Origin of the sequence: Bradyrhizobium glycinis (genome assembly GCF_016031655.1) — a bacterium.
In the GTDB taxonomy this organism is placed as follows: domain Bacteria; phylum Pseudomonadota; class Alphaproteobacteria; order Rhizobiales; family Xanthobacteraceae; genus Bradyrhizobium; species Bradyrhizobium glycinis.
In genome coordinates this window covers 133,685-156,199 of sequence record NZ_JACCHQ010000001.1, presented here as the reverse complement: position 1 = coordinate 156,199, position 22,515 = coordinate 133,685, and the positions used below count along the sequence as shown (strand labels likewise).

The 22,515-nt window shown below is 65.4% G+C and carries 17 protein-coding genes; 13 read left to right on the top strand and 4 right to left on the bottom strand.

All coding sequences use genetic code 11. From position 1 onward, the window contains the following. The first annotated feature begins 35 nt into the window (after window positions 1-35). The 13 genes from HZZ16_RS00700 to HZZ16_RS00640 all read left to right on the top strand — a co-directional run bounded on the left by HZZ16_RS00700 (window position 36) and on the right by HZZ16_RS00640 (window position 15,857). Window positions 36-533: a tripartite tricarboxylate transporter TctB family protein gene (locus HZZ16_RS00700; protein WP_197946500.1), complete on the top strand. Its 498-nt coding sequence runs from the start codon at window positions 36-38 to the stop codon at window positions 531-533. Window positions 534-575: 42 nt separating this feature from the next. Continuing rightward, window positions 576-2,075 carry a tripartite tricarboxylate transporter permease gene (locus tag HZZ16_RS00695; RefSeq protein WP_197946499.1) on the top strand — a complete coding sequence of 500 codons (1,500 nt, stop codon included), beginning with the start codon at window positions 576-578 and terminating at the stop codon, window positions 2,073-2,075. Window positions 2,076-2,484: 409 nt separating this feature from the next. Then, complete coding sequence (gene oxlT, locus HZZ16_RS00690) at window positions 2,485-3,777, top strand: oxalate/formate MFS antiporter (RefSeq protein WP_197946498.1); 1,293 nt, start codon at window positions 2,485-2,487, stop codon at window positions 3,775-3,777. Window positions 3,778-4,024: 247 nt separating this feature from the next. Continuing rightward, the gene (gene oxlT / locus HZZ16_RS00685) at window positions 4,025-5,347 is read left to right on the top strand and encodes an oxalate/formate MFS antiporter (protein WP_197946497.1); all 1,323 of its coding nucleotides are present in this window, start codon (window positions 4,025-4,027) and stop codon (window positions 5,345-5,347) included. Between the two features lie 176 nt (window positions 5,348-5,523). Further along, a complete protein-coding gene (locus HZZ16_RS00680; protein WP_197946496.1) occupies window positions 5,524-5,952 on the top strand; it encodes a CBS domain-containing protein in 429 nt (142 codons plus the stop codon). A gap of 103 nt (window positions 5,953-6,055) precedes the next feature. After that, window positions 6,056-7,075 (top strand): 2-dehydropantoate 2-reductase, encoded by a 1,020-nt coding sequence (locus HZZ16_RS00675; protein ID WP_197946494.1) that lies wholly within the window; start codon window positions 6,056-6,058, stop codon window positions 7,073-7,075. Further along, a complete protein-coding gene (locus HZZ16_RS00670) occupies window positions 7,075-7,857 on the top strand; it encodes a fumarylacetoacetate hydrolase family protein (protein WP_197946492.1) in 783 nt (260 codons plus the stop codon). Before HZZ16_RS00675 ends, HZZ16_RS00670 begins: the two co-directional genes overlap by 1 nt. Before the next feature lie 708 nt (window positions 7,858-8,565). After that, window positions 8,566-8,763, top strand: coding sequence for a hypothetical protein (locus HZZ16_RS00665; RefSeq protein WP_198399686.1), 198 nt, complete (start codon window positions 8,566-8,568; stop codon window positions 8,761-8,763). A 52-nt stretch (window positions 8,764-8,815) separates the two neighbouring features. Next, window positions 8,816-9,466 carry a hypothetical protein gene (locus HZZ16_RS00660; RefSeq protein WP_197946490.1) on the top strand — a complete coding sequence of 217 codons (651 nt, stop codon included), beginning with the start codon at window positions 8,816-8,818 and terminating at the stop codon, window positions 9,464-9,466. Window positions 9,467-9,722: 256 nt separating this feature from the next. Next, window positions 9,723-10,718, top strand: coding sequence for an NAD(P)H-dependent flavin oxidoreductase (locus tag HZZ16_RS00655; RefSeq protein WP_157282488.1), 996 nt, complete (start codon window positions 9,723-9,725; stop codon window positions 10,716-10,718). Between the two features lie 25 nt (window positions 10,719-10,743). Further along, window positions 10,744-11,715: a zinc-binding dehydrogenase gene (locus HZZ16_RS00650; RefSeq protein ID WP_197946488.1), complete on the top strand. Its 972-nt coding sequence runs from the start codon at window positions 10,744-10,746 to the stop codon at window positions 11,713-11,715. 214 nt (window positions 11,716-11,929) lie between these two features. Continuing rightward, window positions 11,930-13,303, top strand: coding sequence for a cation-efflux pump (locus HZZ16_RS00645; protein ID WP_197946486.1), 1,374 nt, complete (start codon window positions 11,930-11,932; stop codon window positions 13,301-13,303). Window positions 13,304-13,529: 226 nt separating this feature from the next. Beyond that, window positions 13,530-15,857 (top strand): PAS domain-containing sensor histidine kinase, encoded by a 2,328-nt coding sequence (locus HZZ16_RS00640; RefSeq protein WP_197946484.1) that lies wholly within the window; start codon window positions 13,530-13,532, stop codon window positions 15,855-15,857. Between the two features lie 238 nt (window positions 15,858-16,095). On the opposite strand, the gene HZZ16_RS00635 is transcribed toward HZZ16_RS00640, so the two are convergent. The 4 genes from HZZ16_RS00635 to HZZ16_RS00620 all read right to left on the bottom strand — a co-directional run bounded on the left by HZZ16_RS00635 (window position 16,096) and on the right by HZZ16_RS00620 (window position 22,289). Next, window positions 16,096-16,989, bottom strand: coding sequence for a LysR family transcriptional regulator (locus HZZ16_RS00635; RefSeq protein ID WP_197946482.1), 894 nt, complete (start codon window positions 16,987-16,989; stop codon window positions 16,096-16,098). Between the two features lie 203 nt (window positions 16,990-17,192). Further along, window positions 17,193-20,180 carry a bifunctional [glutamine synthetase] adenylyltransferase/[glutamine synthetase]-adenylyl-L-tyrosine phosphorylase gene (locus HZZ16_RS00630; RefSeq protein WP_197946480.1) on the bottom strand — a complete coding sequence of 996 codons (2,988 nt, stop codon included), beginning with the start codon at window positions 20,178-20,180 and terminating at the stop codon, window positions 17,193-17,195. Next, window positions 20,177-21,625: a sensor histidine kinase gene (locus tag HZZ16_RS00625; protein ID WP_197946479.1), complete on the bottom strand. Its 1,449-nt coding sequence runs from the start codon at window positions 21,623-21,625 to the stop codon at window positions 20,177-20,179. The genes HZZ16_RS00630 and HZZ16_RS00625 overlap by 4 nt, the downstream gene beginning before the upstream one ends. Continuing rightward, window positions 21,609-22,289, bottom strand: a complete 681-nt coding sequence (locus HZZ16_RS00620) for a response regulator transcription factor (protein WP_042336574.1) — start codon at window positions 22,287-22,289, stop codon at window positions 21,609-21,611. Before HZZ16_RS00620 ends, HZZ16_RS00625 begins: the two co-directional genes overlap by 17 nt. Window positions 22,290-22,515: the final 226 nt, after the last annotated feature.

Sequence of the window (22,515 nt, the reverse complement as noted above, 5' to 3'; positions counted from 1 at the left end):
CGACTGGAAAGACCGCATCTCCGCCTGGAGGCCTCATGACTGAACGATCCCGATCCGAAACCGGCCCCGCACACAAGACGCTGGAGACCGGCATGGCGCTGCTGATCGGCGTGTTCGGCCTCATCGTGATCTTCGGCAGCCTGAAGGCCGGCATCAACTGGGGCGCGGAGGGGCCGCGCGCCGGCTTCTTTCCGTTTTACGTCGGCACCGCAATCGTCGGTGCGAGCGCCATCAATCTCTGGCATGCGCGGCGCGACGACGATGGCCGGCTGTTCGCAGAATGGGGGCAGCTGCGCCAGGTCATGAGCGTCGTCGTGCCGACCGCAATCTATGTCGGCTCGATGCCGTTCATCGGTCTTTACGTTGCCTCGATGGTGTTCATCGCCTGGTTCATGCGCTGGCTCGGCGGCTATCGCTGGCTGACCGTCGCCGCGGTCGCGATCGGCATGCCGGTCGTGACCTATCTCGTTTTCGAACGCTGGTTCCTGGTCCCGCTGCCCAAGGGGCCGCTCGAGGAATGGCTCGGCCTGTGAGAGCCGCGCATTCATTCAATTGCTGCTGCAGGACGTTTTGACATGGAAGAGTTGGCCAATCTGTTTCACGGCTTCGCGGTCGCCCTGCAGCCCTACAACATCATGCTGATGGTGATCGGCATCACGCTCGGCGTCATCATCGGCGTGCTGCCGGGGCTCGGCGGCGCCAATGGCGTGGCGATCCTGCTTCCGCTGACTTTCAGCATGCCGCCGACGTCGGCGATCATCATGCTGTCCTGCATCTACTGGGGCGCTCTGTTCGGCGGCGCCATCACCTCGATCCTGTTCAACATCCCCGGCGAGCCATGGTCGGTAGCGACCACCTTCGACGGCTATCCGATGGCGCAGCAGGGCAGGCCCGGCGAAGCCCTGACGGCGGCCTTCACCTCCTCCTTCGTCGGCGCGCTGTTTGCCGTCATCATGATCACGCTGGTGGCACCTCTCGTCGCAGGCTTTGCGCTGCGATTTGGTCCGGCGGAGAAGTTCGCGGTGTATTTCCTCGCCTTCTGCTCCTTCGTGGGCCTCAGCAAGGAGCCGCCGTTCAAGACCATCGCGGCGATGATGATGGGCTTTGCGCTCGCGGCCGTCGGACTGGACTCCATCACCGGGCAATTGCGGCTGACCTTCGGCGTCACCGAACTGCTCAACGGCTTCGACTTCCTGATCGCGGTGATCGGCCTGTTCGGAATCGGCGAGATCCTGCTGACCATGGAGGAAGGGCTCGCCTTCCGCGGCGGCAATGCCAGCATCAACCTTCGTGTCGTGCTCCAGACCTGGCGCGAGCTGCCTGCCTATTGGGTGACCTCGCTGCGGTCCTGCCTGATCGGCTGCTGGATGGGCGTCACGCCCGCTGGCGCCACGCCCGCCTCCTTCATGAGCTACGGCATCGCCAAGCGCCTGGCGCGGCGCGGCAACAACTTCGGCAAGGGCGAGATCGAGGGCGTGATCGCGCCGGAGACGGCCGCACATGCCGCCGGCACCTCGGCGCTGCTGCCGATGCTGTCGCTTGGCGTGCCGGGCTCGCCGACCGCCGCCGTGCTGCTCGGCGGATTGCTGATCTGGGGCCTGCAGCCCGGACCCATGCTGTTCGTCGAGCAGAAGGAGTTCGTCTGGGGCCTGATCGCCTCGATGTATCTCGGCAACCTCGCCGGCCTCATCGTCGTGCTCACCTGCGTGCCGATATTCGCCGCGATCTTGCGCGTGCCGTTCGGCATCATCGCGCCGCTGATCCTGGTGCTCTGCGCGATCGGCGCCTATTCGGTACACAACAGCACATTCGATGTGATGCTGATGCTGGTGTTCGGGGTGCTCGGCTATCTCCTCAAGAAGTGCAATTACCCGCTCGCGCCCCTGGTGCTCGCCATCGTGCTCGGCGACAAGGCCGAGGAAGCCTTCCGCCAATCGCTGCTGGGCTCGCAAGGCTCGCTGGGGGTGTTCTTCTCCAACGGCCTCGTCGGCACCATCATGGCGCTCGGCCTGGTCGCCCTGTTCTGGTCCGCGATCCAGGAAGGCTACAGCCGGCTGCGCACGGCGATGGCGTGAGGCGGGATCTGCGCAATCCGCATCGGTGCCGACGCCAAATTGCCGCACTCCAATTTCTGGAATATAGAATTCCAGGGATTTCGCCGTCACCGACCGACTGCGCATCGGCGGCCGCGACCAGTGCAGGCGCGGAAAATCTCCGCGCACACAAGCTTTCGACAACCGCCCCGCGACATCCCTGAACCAGGATAAGTACCGCAAAAACAGTTAGTTAGCTTGGATCAAATGTAATCGCCGCCGTCACGCCGACAGCGATCGGGCTTTACAATCCTGCATTCCTGGCGCATGTGAATAAGCCTGCGCTATTTTGCCGCACCCTCCCGTCCTCGCTTGAATATTGGCATATTGCATACCAGGATGCGCGCCAGCGCATGCATAAAAATGATCGGCGCGTTCGGGAGGGTTTTTGATGACGGACATGGTGCAGTCGGCAGCAGCGGCCCCTAGTGCCGCACGCGTAAGCGACGCCTATCGCTGGGCGCAATTGGCGACCGGTGTGGCGGCGATGGTGATGATCGCCAATTATCAATATGGCTGGACGTTCTTCGTCCCCGACATCCAGAAGACGTTCGGCTGGGATCGCGCCTCGATCCAATGGGCCTTCACGCTCTTCGTTCTGTTCGAGACCTGGCTGGTGCCGGTCGAAGGATGGTTCGTCGACAAATACGGCCCGCGCATCGTCGTGCTGGTCGGCGGCGTGCTCTGTGCCATCGGCTGGGCGATCAACGCGTATGCGACCTCGCTGAACGGCTATTATCTCGGCATGATCATCGCAGGCATCGGCGCCGGCGGCGTCTACGGTACCTGCGTCGGCAACGCGCTGAAATGGTTTCCGGACAAGCGCGGTCTTGCGGCCGGCATCACAGCGGCCGGCTTCGGGGCGGGCTCTGCGCTGACAGTCGCGCCGATCCAGGCCATGATCAAGGACAGCGGATTCCAGACCACCTTCCTCTATTTCGGCCTCGGCCAAGGCATCATCATCTGCATCCTCGCCTTTTTCCTGCTCGCGCCGAAGGCAGGCCAGGTGCCGAACGTGGTGGCGAATGCCAATCTGCTGCAGACCCGGCGCAACTATCAGCCGACCGAGGTGCTGCGTCAGCCGATCTTCTGGCTGATGTACTTCATGTTCGTGATCGTCGGCGCCGGCGGCTTGATGGTGACGGCGAACCTGAAGCCGATCGCGGCCGACTGGAAGGTCGACAACGTCCCGGTCACACTGATGGCGGTGACGATGACGGCGGTGACCTTCGCGGCCACGATCGACCGCGTGCTCAACGGCCTGACGCGTCCGTTCTTCGGCTGGATCTCCGACATGATCGGCCGCGAGAACACGATGTTCATCGCCTTCGGCATGGAAGGGTTCGGCATCTGGATGCTCTACCTCTGGGGCCACGATCCGGTCTGGTTCGTGCTGCTTTCGGGCTTCGTGTTCTTCGCCTGGGGTGAGATCTACTCGCTATTCCCCTCGACCTGCACCGACACGTTCGGCGCCAAGTTCGCGACCACCAATGCCGGCCTGCTCTACACCGCGAAGGGCACCGCCGCGCTGCTGGTGCCGGTCGCAAACCTGATGCAGCAGTCGTCTGGCACCTGGGACAGCGTGTTCATCATCGCCGCCGGCGCCAACATCCTGGCTTCGCTGCTTGCGATCGCGGTGCTCAAGCCCTGGCGCAAGGTGGTGGTCGCGAAATCGACGATCTGACCGGCGTACCAGTTCAGCAAGCACGACGCCCGGCCTCACGGCCGGGCGTTTTTGTTTGGCCATCGCCCCTATCGCCTCGCGATACTCGGGCGGACCCCACCAAGGGGTGACAAGTTAGGGCTTGCAATCTGGAATATCGTATACCAATCTCCGCATCGCGCCTGCGACGATAAGCCACAACACTTGCGACATCAGGTCGTCTTGCGATCCTGCGTCACAGACAATCAGGCGCGTTGGGAGGTTCTTTATGATTTCCAGCCCGGACGGCGCCGTGACCGCCGCGCCGCTTCGCACCGGTTTCCGCTGGCTCCAGCTCGGCATGGGCATCGCCTGCATGGCGATGATCGCCAATCTGCAATATGGCTGGACGCTGTTCGTCGATTCGATCGATGCCGCCCACCACTGGGGGCGCGCCGCGATCCAGCTCGCCTTCACCATCTTCGTCGTCACCGAAACCTGGCTGGTGCCGGTCGAGGCCTGGTTCGTTGACAAATACGGCCCGCGCATCGTCATCATGTTCGGCGGCGTGATGATCGCGCTGTCCTGGATCCTCGACGCCTACGGCGACAGCCTCACCCTGCTTTATGCGGCGGCGATCGTCGGCGGCATGGGCGCGGGCGCGGTGTACGGCACCTGCGTCGGCAACGCGCTGAAATGGTTTCCCGACCGCCGCGGCCTCGCGGCGGGCGCGACCGCCGCCGGCTTCGGCGCGGGTGCCGCGATCACGATCGTGCCGATCGCGAGCATGATCGCCTCAAGCGGCTATCAGCACGCCTTCCTCACCTTCGGCATCGGCCAGGGCCTCGTCGTGTTCGTGCTCGCCTTCTTCATCCAGCCGCCGCGCCTCTCCATTCCGCCGAAGAAGAAGCAGCTCAACCTGCCGCAGACCAGGATCGAGTTCACCCCGCCGCAAGTGCTGCGCAGCTCTGTTTTCTGGGTGATGTATCTTGTCTTCGTCATGGTCGCTTCCGGCGGGCTGATGACTGCGGCGCAGATCGCCCCGATCGCGCACGACTTTGGGATTGCGGACACGCCGGTGACGCTCGCCGGCTTCCAGATGGCGGCGCTGACCTTCGCGATCTCGCTCGATCGCATCCTCGACGGATTCGGGCGCCCCTTCTTCGGCTGGGTCTCCGATACGATCGGCCGCGAGCCCACGATGTTCATCGCCTTCGGCACCGCCGCCTTGATGCTGCTGATGCTCTCGGCCTATGGCCGGGTGCCTGTCGTCTTCGTGCTGGCGACCGCGGTCTATTTCGGCGTGTTCGGCGAGATCTATTCGCTATTCCCCGCGACCTGTGGCGACACCTTCGGTGCGAAGTTCGCAACCACCAACAACGGCATGCTCTACACTGCGAAGGGCACGGCCTCCCTGCTCGTCCCGCTCGCGAGCGTGATCTCGACCGCCTATGGCTGGAAGGCCGTATTCGTGGCGGCGGTGGCGCTGAACGCCATGGCGGCGCTGATGGCGCTTTTCGTGATCAAGCCGCTGCGCCGCGCCTTCATCCTCGGCCAGGTAGCCGAGCGCGCGGAGACCGCGACCGGCACTGCCAAGACCGAGACGGCGTAAGCCGCCGCACCTTGCCGGCTTTAAGAAGGGGCGCAGCGATGCGCCCCTTTCTTTTTGGGCAGGGCGAATAACGTCAGCACTCCTGTCGCAAGATTTTTCGGATCCCCCAAATCCAGCGCTTGACGATTGGCATTATGTATACCACACTTCCTCAACACTCACCCAGGGAGGTTGCAATGCTGGTCGGAGACATTCTGCGCAAGAAGACGCCGCGCGTTGTCACGGTGCGGATGAACGAAACGGTGGGGATCGCGGCCAAGCTGATGCGCGCCAACAATATCAGCGCGCTGGTGGTCAAGGATGTGGTCCGCTCCGAAGGCAACACCGCGGTCGGCATGTTCACCGAGCGCGACGTGGTGCGCGCCGTCGCCGAGCACGGCGCGGGCGCCGTCAACGTCAAGGTCTCCCAGCTGGTCTCGGTGCAGCAGCTGGTGTCCTGCACCTCCTCGGACACGATCGAGCACGTCCGGCATCTGATGAACCGTCATCACATCCGCCATCTGCCCGTGATCGACGATTACAGCCTGGTCTCCGTCATCAGCATGCGCGACATCGCTGCCGCTATCGACGAGGCTCTCAACGGCGCGCCGCAAGCGGCAGCCTAAGAAGCGGCAAAACTTCCCCTGCGACTGCCGGCCCCGGCTCGGATCTCTCCGAGCCGGACCGGATCTTTCGTCCCAAAATCCGGTCTCTGCTCGCGAGGATTTCATGAAGATCTGCATCTACGGCGCCGGCGCGATCGGCGGATATCTCGGGGTTCAGCTCGCGCGCGCGGGCGCCGACGTCAGCCTGATCGCGCGCGGCGCGCACCTCGCCGCCATGCGCGAGCGCGGCTTGACGCTGCTCGCGGGCGAGGAAAAACATACCGTTCATCCGCGCTGCACCGATGATCCCACCGAACTCGGCGTGCAGGACTTCATCATCATCACGCTGAAGGCGCATTCGATCACCGGCGTGATCGAGAAGATGCAGCCGCTGCTCGGGCCTCACACCCGCATCGTCACTGCCGTCAACGGCATTCCCTATTGGTACTTCTACAAGCACGGCGGCCAATACGAGAACTCGACGCTGGAGAGCATCGACCCCGGCGGCCGGCAGTGGCGCGAGCTGGGGGCCGAGCGCGCCATCGGCTGCATCGTCTATCCCGCCACCGAGATCGAGGCGCCCGGCGTGATCCGCCACGTCTACGGCAACAACTTTCCGCTCGGCGAGCCCTCGGGCGAGATCACCTCGGACGTAACGCGCCTCGCCGATCTCTTCGTCGCCGCCGGCCTGAAAGCTCCGGTGCTCGACCGCATCCGCGACGAGATCTGGCTGAAGCTCTGGGGCAATGTCTGCTTCAACCCGATCAGCGCGCTGACCCACGCCACGCTCGACGTGATCTGCACCGATCCCGCCACGCGCGCGCTGTCGCGCGCAATCATGGTGGAGACGCAAGCCATCGCCGAGACCTTCGGCGTCAAGTTCCGTGTCGACGTCGAGCGCCGCATCGAGGGGGCGCGCAAGGTCGGCGCGCACAAGACATCGATGCTGCAGGATCTCGAGCGCGGCCGCCCGATGGAGATCGATCCGCTCGTCACCGTGGTGCAGGAGATGGGCCGGCTCACCGGCATCCCGACGCCCGCGCTGGATTCGGTGCTGGCCATGGTGACGCAGCGCGCCCGCATCGCAGGTCTCTATGACGGCGTCTCGACGCCGGCTGATCCGCGCGCACTGGCGGTGGCGTGATGACGAGCGTGACCAAATGGCTGCGCTTCCGCCATGCCGGCACGACGAACTTCGGCACGCTAACGTCCTCGGCCATCACCGTGCACGAGGGCGAGATGTTCGGTCACAACGCTGCAACGGGCAAGATTTTGGCGCTCTCGGACGTCGAGCTGCTTGCGCCCTGCGTGCCCAGCAAGATCGTCGCGCTCTGGAATAATTTCCACGCGCTCGCGGCCAAGCTGAACCAGCCCGAACCGCAGGAGCCGCTCTACCTGCTCAAGGCCACCACCAGCATCGCCGCACCCGGTGCCGTGATCCGCCGCCCCTCTTACTACGACGGCAAGACCACCTACGAGGGCGAGCTCGGCATCATCATCGGCAAGACCTGCGCCCGCGTGTCGCCTGGCGAAGCCGATGCCTTCATCTTCGGCTACACCTGCGTCAACGACATCACCGCCAACGACATCCTGACGCGCGACCCCACCTTCCCGCAATGGGCCCGCGCCAAGGGCATCGACGATTACGGCCCGTTCGGCCCTGTGATCGCGACCGGTCTCGATCCCGCAAAACTCACGGTGCGCACCATCCTCAACGGCGCGGAGCGGCAGAACTACCCGATCTCGGACATGATCTTCCGCGCGCAGGATCTGGTCAGCAGGATCTCCCACGACATGACCCTGCTGCCCGGCGACCTCATCGCGGTCGGCACCTCTGTCGGCGTCGGCGTGATGAAGGAGCCCGTCAACACCGTGACCGTCGCGATCGACGGCATCGGCGAGCTCACCAACGAGTTTCGGCTGTAGACTTTCTCGTCGCCGCAGCGCAGCAACATTGATCCGGCGCAAAATTGATCCGGCGCAAATCGGCCGTCGCGGCCAACGCTATCCTCCCGGCAAAAATTGATTTCTGATGCAAGGGAGGACGCAATGACGAATGCCGGTAACGCACTTCTGTGGACGGTGCTGTACTTCGCTCTCTCGTTCGCCGCGATCTTCGTGGTCTGGTTCGCCGACAAGATCCGTTCGAACTTACTCGGCAAGCAATAGTCCGGATACGTTGGTACGTCTTGGCGCTGGCGGCTGGCCTGGGTGCAAGTGGGCCGGCACAGGGACACGCGCATCACCTCGCGTCTTTCCGCAGCGCCTGGCATTGACGGAATCCCGGTGTTGCGCGCTCCGGCGATGCATTTCGCAAGACATCGCGGCATCTTCGCGACGATCCGGAATAGTTTGAACCGGAGCGGGTGAGTGCAGCTGCTGAAGCCCGAATGAGCGTTAGCGACATCCGGGGAGCAGGCTGCCCTAAACACCCGGATATCGCTGCGCTCATCCGGGCTAGGACCGTCGCCCCCCCCCGAACATCCAGACACATCACATCTTCGCGCGCCCGATCAATGCCGCCAACATGTCCCGTGCGCGCCGCAACTTGGACGCATTCGGTCGCCCTTTTGGAAGGCGTGTCTGGGGGCACGGCATGACCGTGTTTGGACCAAACCTTCTAGGGGTATCGCTGTGAAGAAGATTGTATTTGCTCTGGGTGCCACGCTTGCTTTTGCGACGGCTGCAAACGCTGCGGATCTGCCGCGCCGCCAGCCCGTGCCGGCCTATCCGGGCGAGCAGGCGCCGATCGGCAAGATGCCGATTGGCAAGAGCCCAATTGGAAAGGCCCCGATCGGCAAGGCGCCGGGCCCGGTCGCGGCGCGCTACTGACGCGCAGCGAAGTACGCGCCACATTTGCGGCCGATGGTCGAGGGGGAATAGCGTGACGAACAAAGCTGGTCGATCGGGATCCTGCATCCTCGCGGGCTTCGCTCTCGCGGCCATGCTCTCGTGTACGACGCCCTCGGCCTCGGCCCACGAGGCCGACAGGCGCGTTGCCGATGCGAACGCGCTTGCTACGACCGACACCGCCCCGCGGCCTCAGCCGCAATCGACGCGGCGCTCCGTGGCGCGTGCGGAGAAAGGTCCCTATTACGTCGACTTCCGCGCCCGCACGGCTGCGAGCTGGGGCCATGCCTTCGTCTGGTACGGCAAAACGAGTGAGAAGGCCGTCGAGGTCGCGGGCCTGACGCCGGCCGGCGACACGCTCGCCTACGTGCTCGGTCACATCACCTTTGTGCCATCCGAGACCGGCGCCAGCTACGGCGATCTCGATCCGGAATATCTGACTGCGAGCTATCGGGTCTACCTGAACGAAGCCGACGCCAAGCGCGTGTTCGCCTATATCAAGGAGTTGCAGGCCAGCTCTCCGGTCTGGAATGCCGAGACCGTGAACTGCACCGGCTTCATCGGCGACATCGCGGAGTTCATGGGATTGAAGGTCCCCCATCGCTGGCAGCGCCCGGAAAACTTCGTCAACAGCCTCAAGGAAATGAACGGCGGGCGCCAGATGGTGCGACTGTCGGCGAAGTAGGCTCGGCCGTCATTGCGAGGAGGGCAGCGACGAAGCAATCCAGAGTCCCTCCGCGGAAAGGCTCTGGATTGCTTCGCTGCGCTCGCAATGACGATGTGGAGACAGCGGCGCCCCAATAGTCCGCCCCACGGAATCTCCTCGCGTTCCGCATGATCGACCGGACGGCTGCGCAATAGACTTTTCCCACCCCCAGCGGCATCCTCCCGGCCAGTCAATGGAGAACAGAGCGCCACGCGGGGCGCGGGGGACACAGATCATGTTGCAGACACGCTTCACCAAACTCGTCGGCGTCCAGCACCCGATCGTTCAGGGCGGCATGCAATGGGTCGGACGCGCCGAGCTGGTCGCCGCGGTCGCCAATGCCGGCGCGCTCGGCTTCATCACGGCGCTGACCCAGCCGACACCGGAGGATCTCACCAAGGAGATCGCGCGCTGCCGCGACCTCACGGACAAGCCGTTCGGCGTCAACCTCACCATCTTGCCAGCGATCAAACCGCCGCCCTATGCCGAATACCGCGCCGCGATCATCGAGAGCGGCATCAAGGTGGTCGAGACCGCCGGCAACAAGCCGCAGGAGCATGTCGACGAATTCAGGAAGCACGGCGTCAAGGTCGTGCACAAATGCACCAGCGTCCGTCACGCGCTCTCGGCCGAACGCATGGGTGTCGACGCCATCTCGATCGATGGCTTCGAATGCGCCGGCCATCCCGGCGAGGACGACACGCCCGGCCTGATCCTGATTCCGGCCGCTGCCAACAAGATCAAGATCCCGATGATCGCCTCGGGCGGCTTTGCCGATGGCCGCGGCCTCGTCGCGGCGCTGGCGCTGGGAGCCGAGGGCATCAACATGGGCACCCGTTTCATGGCCACCAAGGAGAGCCCGATCCATCAGCTCATCAAGGAGAAGATCGTCGCCAATGACGAGCGCGAGACCGAGCTGATCTTCCGCACCATGCGCAACACCTCGCGCGTCGCGAAGAACGCCGTCTCGACCAAGGTCGTCGCGATGGAGAAGGAAGGCGCCAAGTTCGAGGACATCCGCGAGCTCGTCGCAGGCGCCCGCGGCAAGATGGTCTATGCCACCGGTAATTCCGACGAAGGCATCTGGTCGGCCGGCCAGGTGCAGGGGCTGATCCAGGACATCCCGAGCTGTGCCGAGCTCGTCTCCCGCATCGTGCGCGAGGCGGAGGCGATCATTCGCAGCCGGCTGGAGGGCATGATCGTTCAGCCACAACGCGAAGCAGCGGAATAGTCACTGCAAGACGCGAGAGTATTGCATGAAAGCCTACGTCTACGGCCCTGAAGGCGCTCGGATTTTCGACGCCGCTCAACCGAAACCGAAGGGCACGCAGGTGCTCGTCCGCGTCCGCGCCTGCGGCCTCAACCGCGCCGACACCGGCATGCGCAAAGGCCACGCCCATGGCCCGGCAGGCGGCGTCGGCACTGTCCTCGGCATGGAATGGGCCGGCGAGGTTGCCGAGCTCGGTCCCGACGCGAAGGGCGTGAAGGTCGGCGACCGCATCATGGGATCGGGCGGTGCGGCATTTGCCGAATATACGCTGGCCGATCACGGCCGGCTGTTCCACGCGCCCTCGAACATGAATTTCGAGGAGGCCGCCACCCTCCCCGTCGCGCTCGCGACCATGCACAACGCCGTCGTCACGATCGGCGGGGTGCAGGCTGGGCAGAGCGTGCTGGTGCAGGGCGCGAGCTCCGGCGTCGGGCTGATGGCGATGCAGATCGCCCGGCTCAAGGGCGCAAAGCTCGTGATCGGCTCTTCCACCGATGCCTATCGCCGCGGCCGGCTCAAGGAGTTCGGCGCCGACCTCGCCATCGACAGCTCCGATCCGAAATGGGTCGACGAGGTGCTGAAGGCCACCAATGGCGAAGGCGTCGACCTCGTCATCGACCAGGTCTCGGGCAAGGTCGCCAACCAGAACCTCGCCGCGACGAAGATCAAGGGCCGCATTGTCAATGTCGGCCGCCTCGGCGGCACCCATGCCGACTTCAATTTCGACCTGCACGCGGCTCGCCGCATCGACTATGTCGGCGTCACCTTCCGCACCCGTACCATCGAGGAGGTCCGCGAGATCTTTGCCGAGGTCCGCAGGGACATCTGGGGCGCGGTGGAATCGCGCAAGCTGCAACTGCCGATCGACAAGGTGTTCGCGTTCGACGACATCGACCAGGCGTTCGAGCACATGGAAGCGAACAAGCATTTGGGGAAGATTGTGGTGACGGTGCCGTAGGGCGGCGGGCGGCTTGGCCTCTCTCCGTCATTCCGGGGCGATGCGAAGCATCGAACTATGGTGCGCAGTTGCGCACCTGAGAATCTCGAGATTCCGCGTTCGCCTTCGGCGCCCTGGAATGACAGCCCGTCAAGCCCCCGCTCCTGCAACTCACTCGCGACTGCAGCTGTGGATCATCGCTTGATGTCCCACACGGGGCTGCTAAATCCCCGCCATGACCTCCCAGCACGACAAAACCTCGGTCGCGGCCATCTCGATCTTCGCCAGCGGCGGCATGGCGGCGGCCAAGTTCGTGGTCGGGATCGCGATCGGCTCGCTGGCGCTGATCTCGGAAGCCCTGCATTCCCTAATCGACCTGGTCGCGACCATCATCACCTGGGCGGTGGTGCGGGTGTCCGACAAGCCCGCGGACGAGGAGCACCATTACGGCCACGGCAAGCTGGAAAGCATCTCTGCGCTCGGCGTCACCGCCCTGCTCTACGTGCTCGCCGGCGGCATCCTGGTCGAGGCCTATAGCCGGCTGCGCGAGGGAACCCCGCCGCCAACCATCTCGGCTGTGCCATTCGTGGTGCTGGTGATCGATATCGCCGTCAATCTCTGGCGCGCCCGCGCCCTCCACCGCGCCGCGCGGGAGACCAGGAGCCAGGCCTTGGCGGCCGACGCGCTGCATTTCGCCTCGGACGTGATGGGCTCCTGCGCCGTGATCGTGGGCCTGATCCTGGCTGGGCTCGGCTTCTGGTGGGGCGACACCGCGGCAGCCGCGGCGGTTGCCGTGATGATCGCAGCGCTCGGCCTGCGCATGGCCGGATCGACCGTGCAGACGCTGGTCGATCGCGCCCCCGAGGGCGCGCAGGAGAAGGCCACGGCGGCGATCCGCAGCGTGCCCGGCGTGATCGACGTCGAACGCTTGCGCGTGCGCATGGTCGGAGCGACCACCTTCATCGACGCCATCGCGAAGGTGCCGCGAACCTATCCCATCGACCGGGTCGAGGACATCAAGCGCAACGCGCAGGCCGCCGTCGCCAAGGCTTTCGGCGATGCCGACCTTACCTTCGCAGCAGTGCCCGTCGCGCGCGACAACGAGACGGTGCGCGACCGCATCATGGTGATCGCGCGCAATTCCGGGCTCGCCGTCCACCACGTCACGGTGCACGATCTCGGCGCCAAGCTGATCGTCGGCATCGACCTCGAGGTCGATGCCAACATGCAGCTCGAGGCCGCGCACGACATCGCCAACACGCTGGAGCGCAACATCCAGGAGGAGTTCGGCGAGGACGTCGAGGTCGACGTTCACATCGAGCCGCTGGAACCGGAACTTCCGTTCGGGGTCGATGCTACGCCGGACCGGGTGCGGACCATCGCCGCCGCGCTGACGGAATATGCCGCCGGCAGCGAGATCCACGACATCCACAATGTGCGGGTCCGCAACACCGACGCCGGCGAGATCGTCAACTTCCACTGCCGCGCAACACCCTCGATGAGCGTGATCAAGGTGCACGAGCATGTCGACGCGATCGAGCGCGCCTTGCGGCGCGCGTTCCCGAGTGTGAAGCGCGTCATCAGCCACGCCGAGCCGCCGCGCGCGTGATGAAGAATGCGCGGCGAGTCACACGTTCTCGTTTCGGACTCGTTGCACCCGTGCGTTTGAGGACGCGCGATGCACAAACTGCGCGTTGGATAAGAATAATTTCGCGTTAACGATTCGTTGACTCTCGACAGCCCGCGAAAACTGGATTCAAATCGGTGTGATTCGGAAGCGATGTGGGGCTGCTTCCGGACCTCAGTTGCAAGCTGGTTTTCAGGGGGCCGAAGGCATGTCGCGTGCAGACGCCGCGAACGCGTGCGTCCAATCCGATTCGATCAAGGGATTGGCGCAATCGATCGCGAAACCTGCCTATCACCGGCTCCTGATCGCGGAGCCAGCGCTTCGTCGCGCAGTGCCGACTCTCATCATCGCCTTCCTGATCACGATCTGCCTCGGTGCCTTCGTGCAGGTGGTCGATCAGACGCGCCAGAAGCGGCTGGTGATCCGCCACGACATTTCGGCCCTCGCCGACCTGCTCGCCGAGCGCATCGATCGCCTCACCTCGGTTCGGCAGGAGCGGCTCAAGACCATCGAGAGCCTGCCGACGCTGCTGCCCGATCTCATTCCGTCCTGGGCCACGGCCTCGGGCCGCCACGTCATCGTCACCTCCGCCGGCATCGACCGCCGCATCCTCGCCCGCATCCCGGCCGACAGCGACCCCTCAGGCAATGATCGCCTGCTCGATGCGATCACCACCGCACAGCTGATCGCGGCGCCGCCACGCGACGGCGACATCGCCGACATGACGCTGCCGAGCGGCAACGCGGCGATGGCGACCTCGCGGCAGATCAAGTCGCTGCCCGGCTTCGTCACCGTGATCCAGGAGCGCAACGAGCCGATCTGGGGCTCGGACGCCGCGCTCTCGGTGACGCTGTCGGCGACCACGGGCTTCGTCGTCCTAATCCTGGGCTTCGCCTTCCACTGGCAGTCGACCCGCGCCCGCGAAGGCGATCTCATCAACGACGCGGTGCGCGGCCGCATCGACACCGCGCTCAACCGCGGCCGCTGCGGGCTGTGGGACTGGGACCTGTCGCGCGGCCGGATCTTCTGGTCGCAGTCGATGTTCTCGATGCTCGGCCTCGACGGCCGTCACGAGCTCCTCACCTTCGGCGAGGTCAACGCGCTGGTGAAGTCCGACGACATCGACCTGTTCGCGATCGCCGACCAGCTCATCTCCGAGAAGATCGACCACATCGACCAGACCTTCCGCATGCAGCATGTCGACGGTCACTGGATCTGGCTCCGCGTCCGCTGCGAAAAGACGCGCGGGGCGACCGATTCCAGCGTGCACCTGATCGGGATCGCCGTCGACATCACCGAGCAGAAGAGCCTTGCCGAAAAGACCGTGGAAGCCGACCTTCGCCTGCGCGACGCGATCGAGACCATTCCGGAGGCCTTCGTGCTGTGGGATGCGAGCGACCGCCTGGTGCTCTGCAACTCGCACTTCCAGCGCCTGCACAAGCTGCCCGACACCGCGGTCATCCCCGGCACCTCCTACGAGACCGTGCTCGAGGTCGGCCGCATGCCGGAGGTGCGCACCCGCCACAACGAGACCGCGGCACAAGGCCCGGGCGCGCGCACCTTCGAGGCGCAGCTCGACGACGGCAGCTGGCTGCACATCAGCGAGCGCCGCACCAAGGACGGCGGCTACGTCTCGGTCGGCACCGACATCACCCGCATCAAGGAGCACGAGCAGAAGCTGGTCGACAACGATCTGCGCCTGCGCGCCACCGTCATCGACCTCAAGCGCTCGCAGGCCGCGCTGGAGCGCCAGGCCGTCGAGCTCGCCGACCTCGCCGAGAAGTACCAGCGCGAGAAGACCCGCGCCGAGGAAGCCAATCAGACCAAGTCGAAATTCCTCGCCAACATGAGCCACGAGCTGCGCACGCCGCTCAATGCCATCATCGGCTTTTCCGAGATCATGGGCTCGGGCATGTTCGGCGAGCTCGGTAGCGAGAAGTACCAGGAATACTGCCAGGACATCCTGACCAGCGGCCATTACCTGCTCGAGGTCATCAACGACATCCTCGACATGTCCAAGATCGAGGCCGGTCGCATGAAGCTCGATATGGAAGAGCTCGACCTGTCGCAGACGCTGGCGGAATCCTTGCGGGTCGTCACCGGCCGTGCCCAGGACAAGCACCTGACGCTCGATGCCGACATCGCGAAATCCATCTCCGTCGTCGCAGACCGCCGCGCCACCAAGCAGATCATCGTCAACCTGCTCTCCAACGCCGTGAAGTTCACGCCGGACGGCGGACGCGTCGTGGTGCGCAGTCGGCAGCTCGACGACAGGATCGTGCTGATGATCGCCGACACCGGCATCGGCATCGCGCCGCATTCCCTGGCGCGGCTCGGGCGCCCCTTCGAGCAGGTCGAGAGCCAGCTCACCAAGACCTATCACGGCTCGGGCCTCGGCCTTGCCATCGCCCGCTCGCTGGCGCAGCTCCACGGCGGCTCGATGCGCCTGCGCTCGAAGATCGACGTCGGCACGGTTGTGCGCGTGACCCTGCCGCGCGACGCGATCAAGGCGGCGAGAGTTTCGGCGGCGGCCTAAAGAGGAATAGGCTCAGGTTGAGTCAGGTGGCCGCAGGCTCGGTGCACCTCTCCCGCTTGCGGGAGAGGTCGGCGCAGCGCGCCGGGTGAGGGCTCTCTCCTCTTGGGGGTTCTCGATTGCGGAGACACCCTCTCCCCAACCCTCCCCCGCAAGCGGGGGAGGGAGCGCACCTCCCTCGTTGCTGCATCCGAACCTGATCTCATCATGCTCTGGAGCCTCGCTCGAAACGCTATGGCCCCTACGATTGCAGCGTCGGCGCGACTTCGCGCGCGACGTTGACCAAAGCTGCGATCAGCGGCGTCATGGGATCGCGCTGCGGGATCACCAGGCCGATGCTGTAATTGACCTCGGGATCGACGATCGGTATCGAGCGGACGGTGTCGGACAGGCCGAGCGTCTCGGCGAGCTTGGCCGGCATCACGCTGGCCCAGCGCCCGGTCTTGACGTGCGTGAACAGCACCAGCAGCGAGTTCGAGGTCAATGTCGGCGTCGCCTCCGCGCCGACAGATCGCAGCGCGCGGTCGATGATGCGGCGGTTTTGCATGTCGGGCGTCAAGAGGCACAGCGGCACCTGCCCGACCTCGGTCCAGGTCACCGTCTCGCGGTCACCGAACATCGCGTCCGGCGCGGTGAGCAGGCGATAGCTCTCGTTGTAGAGCGGAATGGTGCGCACCTTGCCGATCGGCTCGTTCTCGATATAGGTCAGCCCCGCATCGACCTCGAGATTTTCGAGCAGCCCCAACACCTCGGACGAGGTGGTGGACTGGATGCGGAAGCGCACCTCGGGATGCCGGGCACGGAACGGCGTCGTCAGCGCGGCGACCATGCCGAGCACGGTCGGGATCGCCGCGATGCGGATCTCTCCGGAGAGCTGATGCTTCAGCCCGTTGATCTCGTCGCGCATCGCGCGGGCATCGCCCACGATCCGCCGCGCCCAGTCGAGCGCCCGCTCGCCTTCGGGGGTAAATCCCTGAAAGCGCGAGCCACGCTGGACCAGCATCACGCCGAGAATCTCCTCGAGCTGCTTCAGCCCGGTCGACATCGTCGGCTGCGTCACGCCGCACGCCTCGGCCGCGCGCCCGAAATGCCGCTCCTTCGCCAGCGCCAGCAATAGCTCAAGCTTGTCGATCAACCGGCCGTCCCCTCGAATTCCATCGTGGCACGCAAGTTAGCACGCCGGGCCTGCACCAACACGCAAAAACCGGCTCCCGATCCAACTTTCATTACCAATCCATATCGATCGATTGGGGCCGCAAATCGATCTGCGCTTTCCCCTGTTGCTCACCACCGGCCGCATCCTCAGCCAGTACAATGAGCCTGATGTGCGCGAGGCCATTACCGCGCTGAAGCGGACGACGACCCTTCCAGCAGCGCCCTGAACACCCGCCGCACCTCGCTCTGCGTCTCCTTCACCCGCGCCTCCAGCGAGGAGAAATCCGGAGCGTCGCCGGCACGCGCCATGACGCGCTGCAGGTCGGTGCCGGCGGTTTCCGGCTTGAAGCGCTCGCTGACGCAGAGCCGCAGGATCTGCGTCAAATCGTGATAGAGCCGCGCCGCGGCCCGCAAGATCTCCGTCTCCGATTGCGCGAGCACGCCGATCCTGCAGGCATTCTCCAGCACCTGCATGGTGCTGACGTCGAGAATCTCGGGCTTGTCGTGCGCATGCACGAGCTGCAGATATTGCGCGATGAAGTCGATATCGACCATGCCACCGGCGGCATGCTTGAGATCCCAGCAATCGCCCTCGCCCTTCTCCTGCGCGATCGCGCGCCGCATGTCGGCGACATCGTTGGCGGTGATGGCGGGATCGCGGCGGCGAGTAAGGACATCGCGGATGACGCGCTCGATCCGCTCCCGGAATTCGGGCGAAGCCGAGACCACGCGCGCGCGCGTCAGCGCCATATGCTCCCAGGTCCAGGCCTCGTTGGCCTGATAGTCCGCGAACGAGACGAGGCTCGAGGCCACCGGACCCGCGCGTCCCGAGGGCCGCAGCCGCATGTCGATCTCATAGAGCACGCCGTAATTGGTGCGGGTCGTGAAGGCGCTGATCAGGCGCTGGGTGAAGCGGGCGAAATAGTGCGCGCCGTGAAGCGATTTCACCCCGTCAGAGTCCGGACTATCGCCGTCGAAATCGTAGAGCAGGATCAGGTCGAGATCGGACGAGGCCGTCATCTCGCGGCTGCCGAGCCGGCCCATCGCGACGATCGCGGTCTGCTGCCCCTTGATGCGGCCGTGCTGGGCGGCGAAGCGATCGGCAACGAGGCCATGCACGGTATGGACGATTCCCTCCGCGACGTCGGCGAAGGCCGTGCTCGCCTGCTGCGCCGAGACGGTGCCCGAGAGGATGCGCGTGCCGATCAGGAACAGGCTCTCCTGTCCGAACAGGCGCAGGCGATCGAGGAACTCCTCGTATGAGCCGGCATCCTGCACGGTGGCAGCTAACCGCCCGGACAATTCCTGCCTGTCGGGCATGGCCCCGAAGAAGCGCGGATCGATCAGGCCATCCATCAGCTGGGGCTGCCGCGCCAGCATGTCGCCGAGCCGCGGCGCGGCTCCCAGCACCAGCGCCACCAGCGCGACGAGATCGCGGTTCTGGCCGAGCAGCGTGATCAGCCGGCCGCCCCGCTGCAGCGCGCCGAGGAAATGATCGAACGAAACGACGGCGCGATCCGGCTCTTCGGCATGGGCAAGGCCGTCGATCAAGGCCGGCACGAACTCGACGAAGGCGCTTCGCGTCGCCTCAACGCGGAAGACGCGGTAGTCGCCGGTGATCCAGTCGTGCACGGTCTGCGCGACCGCCGCGGGCTTCTTGAAGCCGAGCGTCGCGAGGTGCTGCAGCAGGCGCGGATCGTCGGGGCCCGCGCCGTAGTCCAGCGCCGGCAGCTTGGCCGTGCCGGTGGGGTCATCGCCCTCGAACAGTTTTTCGTAATGGCCCTGGACGATCTGGAGCTGGTGCAAGAGATCGCGCGCAAAGGCCTCGCGAGTCCGATAGCCGAAGAACCACGCAAAGCGCTCGACCGCTTGCTTGTCCTCCGGCAGCGTGTGGGTTTGCTCGTCGGCGATCATCTGCAGGCGATGCTCGACCCGGCGCAGGAATTCGTAGGCGGTCGTCAGCTCGTCGCGTGCCGCCACAGTGATCCAGTTGCGGGACGCGAGTATGTCGAGCGCCCTCAGCGTCGGCCGCACCCGCAATTCCGGATGGCGGCCGCCCGCGATCAATTGCTGGGTCTGCGCGAAGAACTCGATCTCGCGAATGCCGCCGCGTCCGACCTTGACGTTGTGGCCCTCGACCGAAACCTCGCTCTGACCGCGATAGGTCTGCATCTGCCGCTTCATGTCGTGCACGTCGGCGAGTGCGGCAAAGTCGAGATGCTTGCGCCAGACGAACGGCGCGATCTCGGCGAGCAAGGCCTCGCCCGCCCTGAAATCGCCGGCACAGGTCCGCGCCTTGATCATCGCGGCGCGCTCCCAGGTGCGCCCTTCCCGCTCGTAATAGTTCAGCGCGGCGTCCCGCGAGATCGCCACCTGCGTCGAGGACGGATCGGGCCGCAGGCGCAGATCGACCCGGAAGACGTAACCGTCATAGGTCCGCTGCTGCAGGATGCGCGCCACGCCCTGCGTCACGCGGACGAAGAACGGCTGCGGCTCGATATCGGGCGCGAGGGTCGTGGCATTGGGATCGAAGAACACGATGAGATCGATATCGCTGGAATAGTTCAGCTCGCCCGCGCCCATCTTGCCCATCGCGAGCACGATCAGCCCGCAGCCCTCTTCCGGTGCCTCGGGATTGGGCGGTGAGAGCTTGCCGCGTGCGGCTTCCTGCCGCAGCAGATATTGCAGCGCCGCCCGCACCGAGGACACCGCGACGTCGGTCAGCGCCGCCGTCACCCGCATCACCGGCCAGACACCGCCGATGTCGCACAGCGCGATCAGGAGCGCAGCTTCCGCCTTCATGCGGCGGAGCTGCCGCATCACCTCGGCCTCATCCGAGGCCGCGAGCACCGCGCCGCGTGCCTCCGCGATCAGCGCCGTCAGATGCGCATCCGGATCGCATTCGAGCAGCCGGATCAGGCGCAAGGCATCGGCGCGCACCAGTTCGAACAGATAGGGCGAGAATTCCGCAATCCCGGTCAGGATGTCGCGGGCGAAGGGATGGCGGAGGTGCGTTTCGAGACGGGCCGATTGCGCCGGCTCGAGCTCGGCCAGCCAGCTTTCGAAACGGCGTTGATCGGTTGTGGAAGCGGCAATATGGGGAGCCTCCGCGAAGCGTGCGGCCAGCCTCTCACCATGCTTGTCCGCGTTTCCCGGCGCGGAGTGGTTCATGCCACCTTCTGTGGCACATCCGGTATTGGCGGAGCAACCCTGTCGCCGGCACCCGCGCGCGCCGGCAGCACGAGCGTGGCGACGAGGCCGGGATGGGCATCGCCCAAGCGCAATTCGCCGCCGTGCAACGTCGCCACCGCCGAGGCGAGGCTGAGACCGAGGCCCGAGCCCGGCAGCGTGCGGCTGGCCTCCAGCCGCACGAAGCGCTCGATGACGTGCTTGCGGTCGGCTTCGGGGATGCCGGGGCCGCGATCGGTGACGCTGAGCAGCACCTGGTCGCCGTCGCGCCTCGCCTCGATCGTGATTTGCCTCGCGTCCATGCTGACCACGGTTCCCGCGGGCTTGCCGTATTTGATCGCGTTCTCGACAAGATTGGCGAGCGCCTGGCTGATCAGCTCGCGATTGGCATGAACCGGCGTCGGCTCGCACTTGACCTTCAGGGTCATGCCGTCGTCCTCGGCGAGCGGCTCGTAGAGCTCGTGGATGCCCTCCGCGACCTCCGCGGCATCGAAGTCGTCCATGTTGCCGCGCGCCTGTCCGGATTCCGCGCGCGCGATCATCAGCAGCGCGTTGAAAGTCCGGATCAGCCCGTCGGATTCCTCGATGGTCCGCTCCAGCGCGGCGCGATAATCCGCCTCGCAGCCCGATTTCGCCAGCGCCTCTTCGGCGCGATTGCGCAGCCGCGTCAGCGGCGTCTTGAGGTCGTGGGCAATGTTGTCGGAAACCTCCTTCAGCCCCGCCATCAGCGCCTCGATCCGCTCGAGCATGGCGTTAAGGTTCTCGGCGAGGCGATCGATCTCGTCGCCGCTGCGCCCCACGGGCAGGCGCTCGCTGAGATCGCCGGTCATGATCCGCTGCGCCGTGCCGGTCATCGCGTCGATACGCCTCAGCACCCGCCGCGCGACGAAGATGCCGCCGCCGAGGCCGAGCACGACGACGATCAGGACCGAAAACTGCGCCGCCTTGGCGACGATGCCGAACAGGCGCCGCCGCTCGGCAAGGTCGCGGCCGATCAGAAGCCGGAAGCCGTTCTCCAATTCGGTGACGCGAACGAGCGCGCGATGATCGCGGTCATCGCTGTCCTCGATCCGTCGGTAGGCCGTCTCCGACCAGCCGCGCGTCGCCATCACGCCCGGCGCCAGCGAGCCGACATTGCCGGCGATCGCCTGGCCCGTCGGCGTGGTCACGAGATAGAGGTTGGCGCCCGGCCGCAGAGCCCGATACTCGATCGTGCGCACCAGGCGAACCATGCCGCCGCGGTCGTAGATCTCGTTGATCTCCGAGGTCTCGGCGTTGACGGTCTGCGTGATCTCCTCGGTGATCAGCCGCCGCGTATTCCAGGCGAAATAGGCCAGCAGCGAGGCCGCGAACATCGCGAACAGCAGCAGATAGACCAGCGTCAGCCGGAACGCCGTGGTGCGGACGAGTTTACCGAATGCCGTCACGGATCATGTATCCGGCGCCGCGGATCGTGTGCAGCAGCGGGCGCTCGAAGCCCTTGTCGATCTTGGAGCGGAGCCGCGAGATGTGCACGTCGATGACGTTGGTCTGCGGATCGAAATGATAGTCCCAGACGTTCTCCAGCAGCATGGTCCGCGTCACCACCTGGCCGGCGTGCTTCATCAGGTATTCGAGCAGGCGGAATTCGCGCGGCTGCAGCGTCAGCTCGTCCTTGCCGCGGGCGACGCGATGCGAGAGCCGGTCGAGCTCGAGATCGCCGACGCGATAAAGCGTCTCCTCGGCGGGACCGCCGCGGCGGCGCGACAGCACTTCGACGCGGGCCAGCAGCTCGGCGAAGGAATAGGGTTTCGGCAGATAATCGTCGCCGCCGGCGCGCAGACCCTTGATGCGGTCATCGACCTGCCCGAGCGCGGAGAGAATCAGCACCGGCGTCGTGTTGCCCTTGTCGCGCAATGCGCCGATCAGCGACAGGCCGTCGCGCTTGGGCAGCATGCGGTCGACCACCAGCACGTCGTACTCGCCGCTCTCGGCCATGGCGAGGCCTTCCTCGCCGTCAGCGGCGTGGTCGGCGATGTGTCCGACTTCGCGAAACGCCTTGGCGAGGTAGTCGGCGGATTCGCGGTCGTCTTCGATGATGAGGAGGCGCATCGTGCGTTCGGCGGCGGTCAAGGAGGTCAACCTTCTCTAAACATGGCGCGAGCGGCAACCGCATGCAAGCCGAGCAGGAGAGGCTCGAAGCGGGAAAAAGGCGGGCGGTGAAGCTGGGGGGACCTCACCGCCCTAGGCCTTCCGACGGAGGGGGGCGTAATTCCATCGGAAGGTTGATGAGGGAAGCCAGCGTTGCGCTGCTTCCCCGAAGGGCACCGGCGGCGGG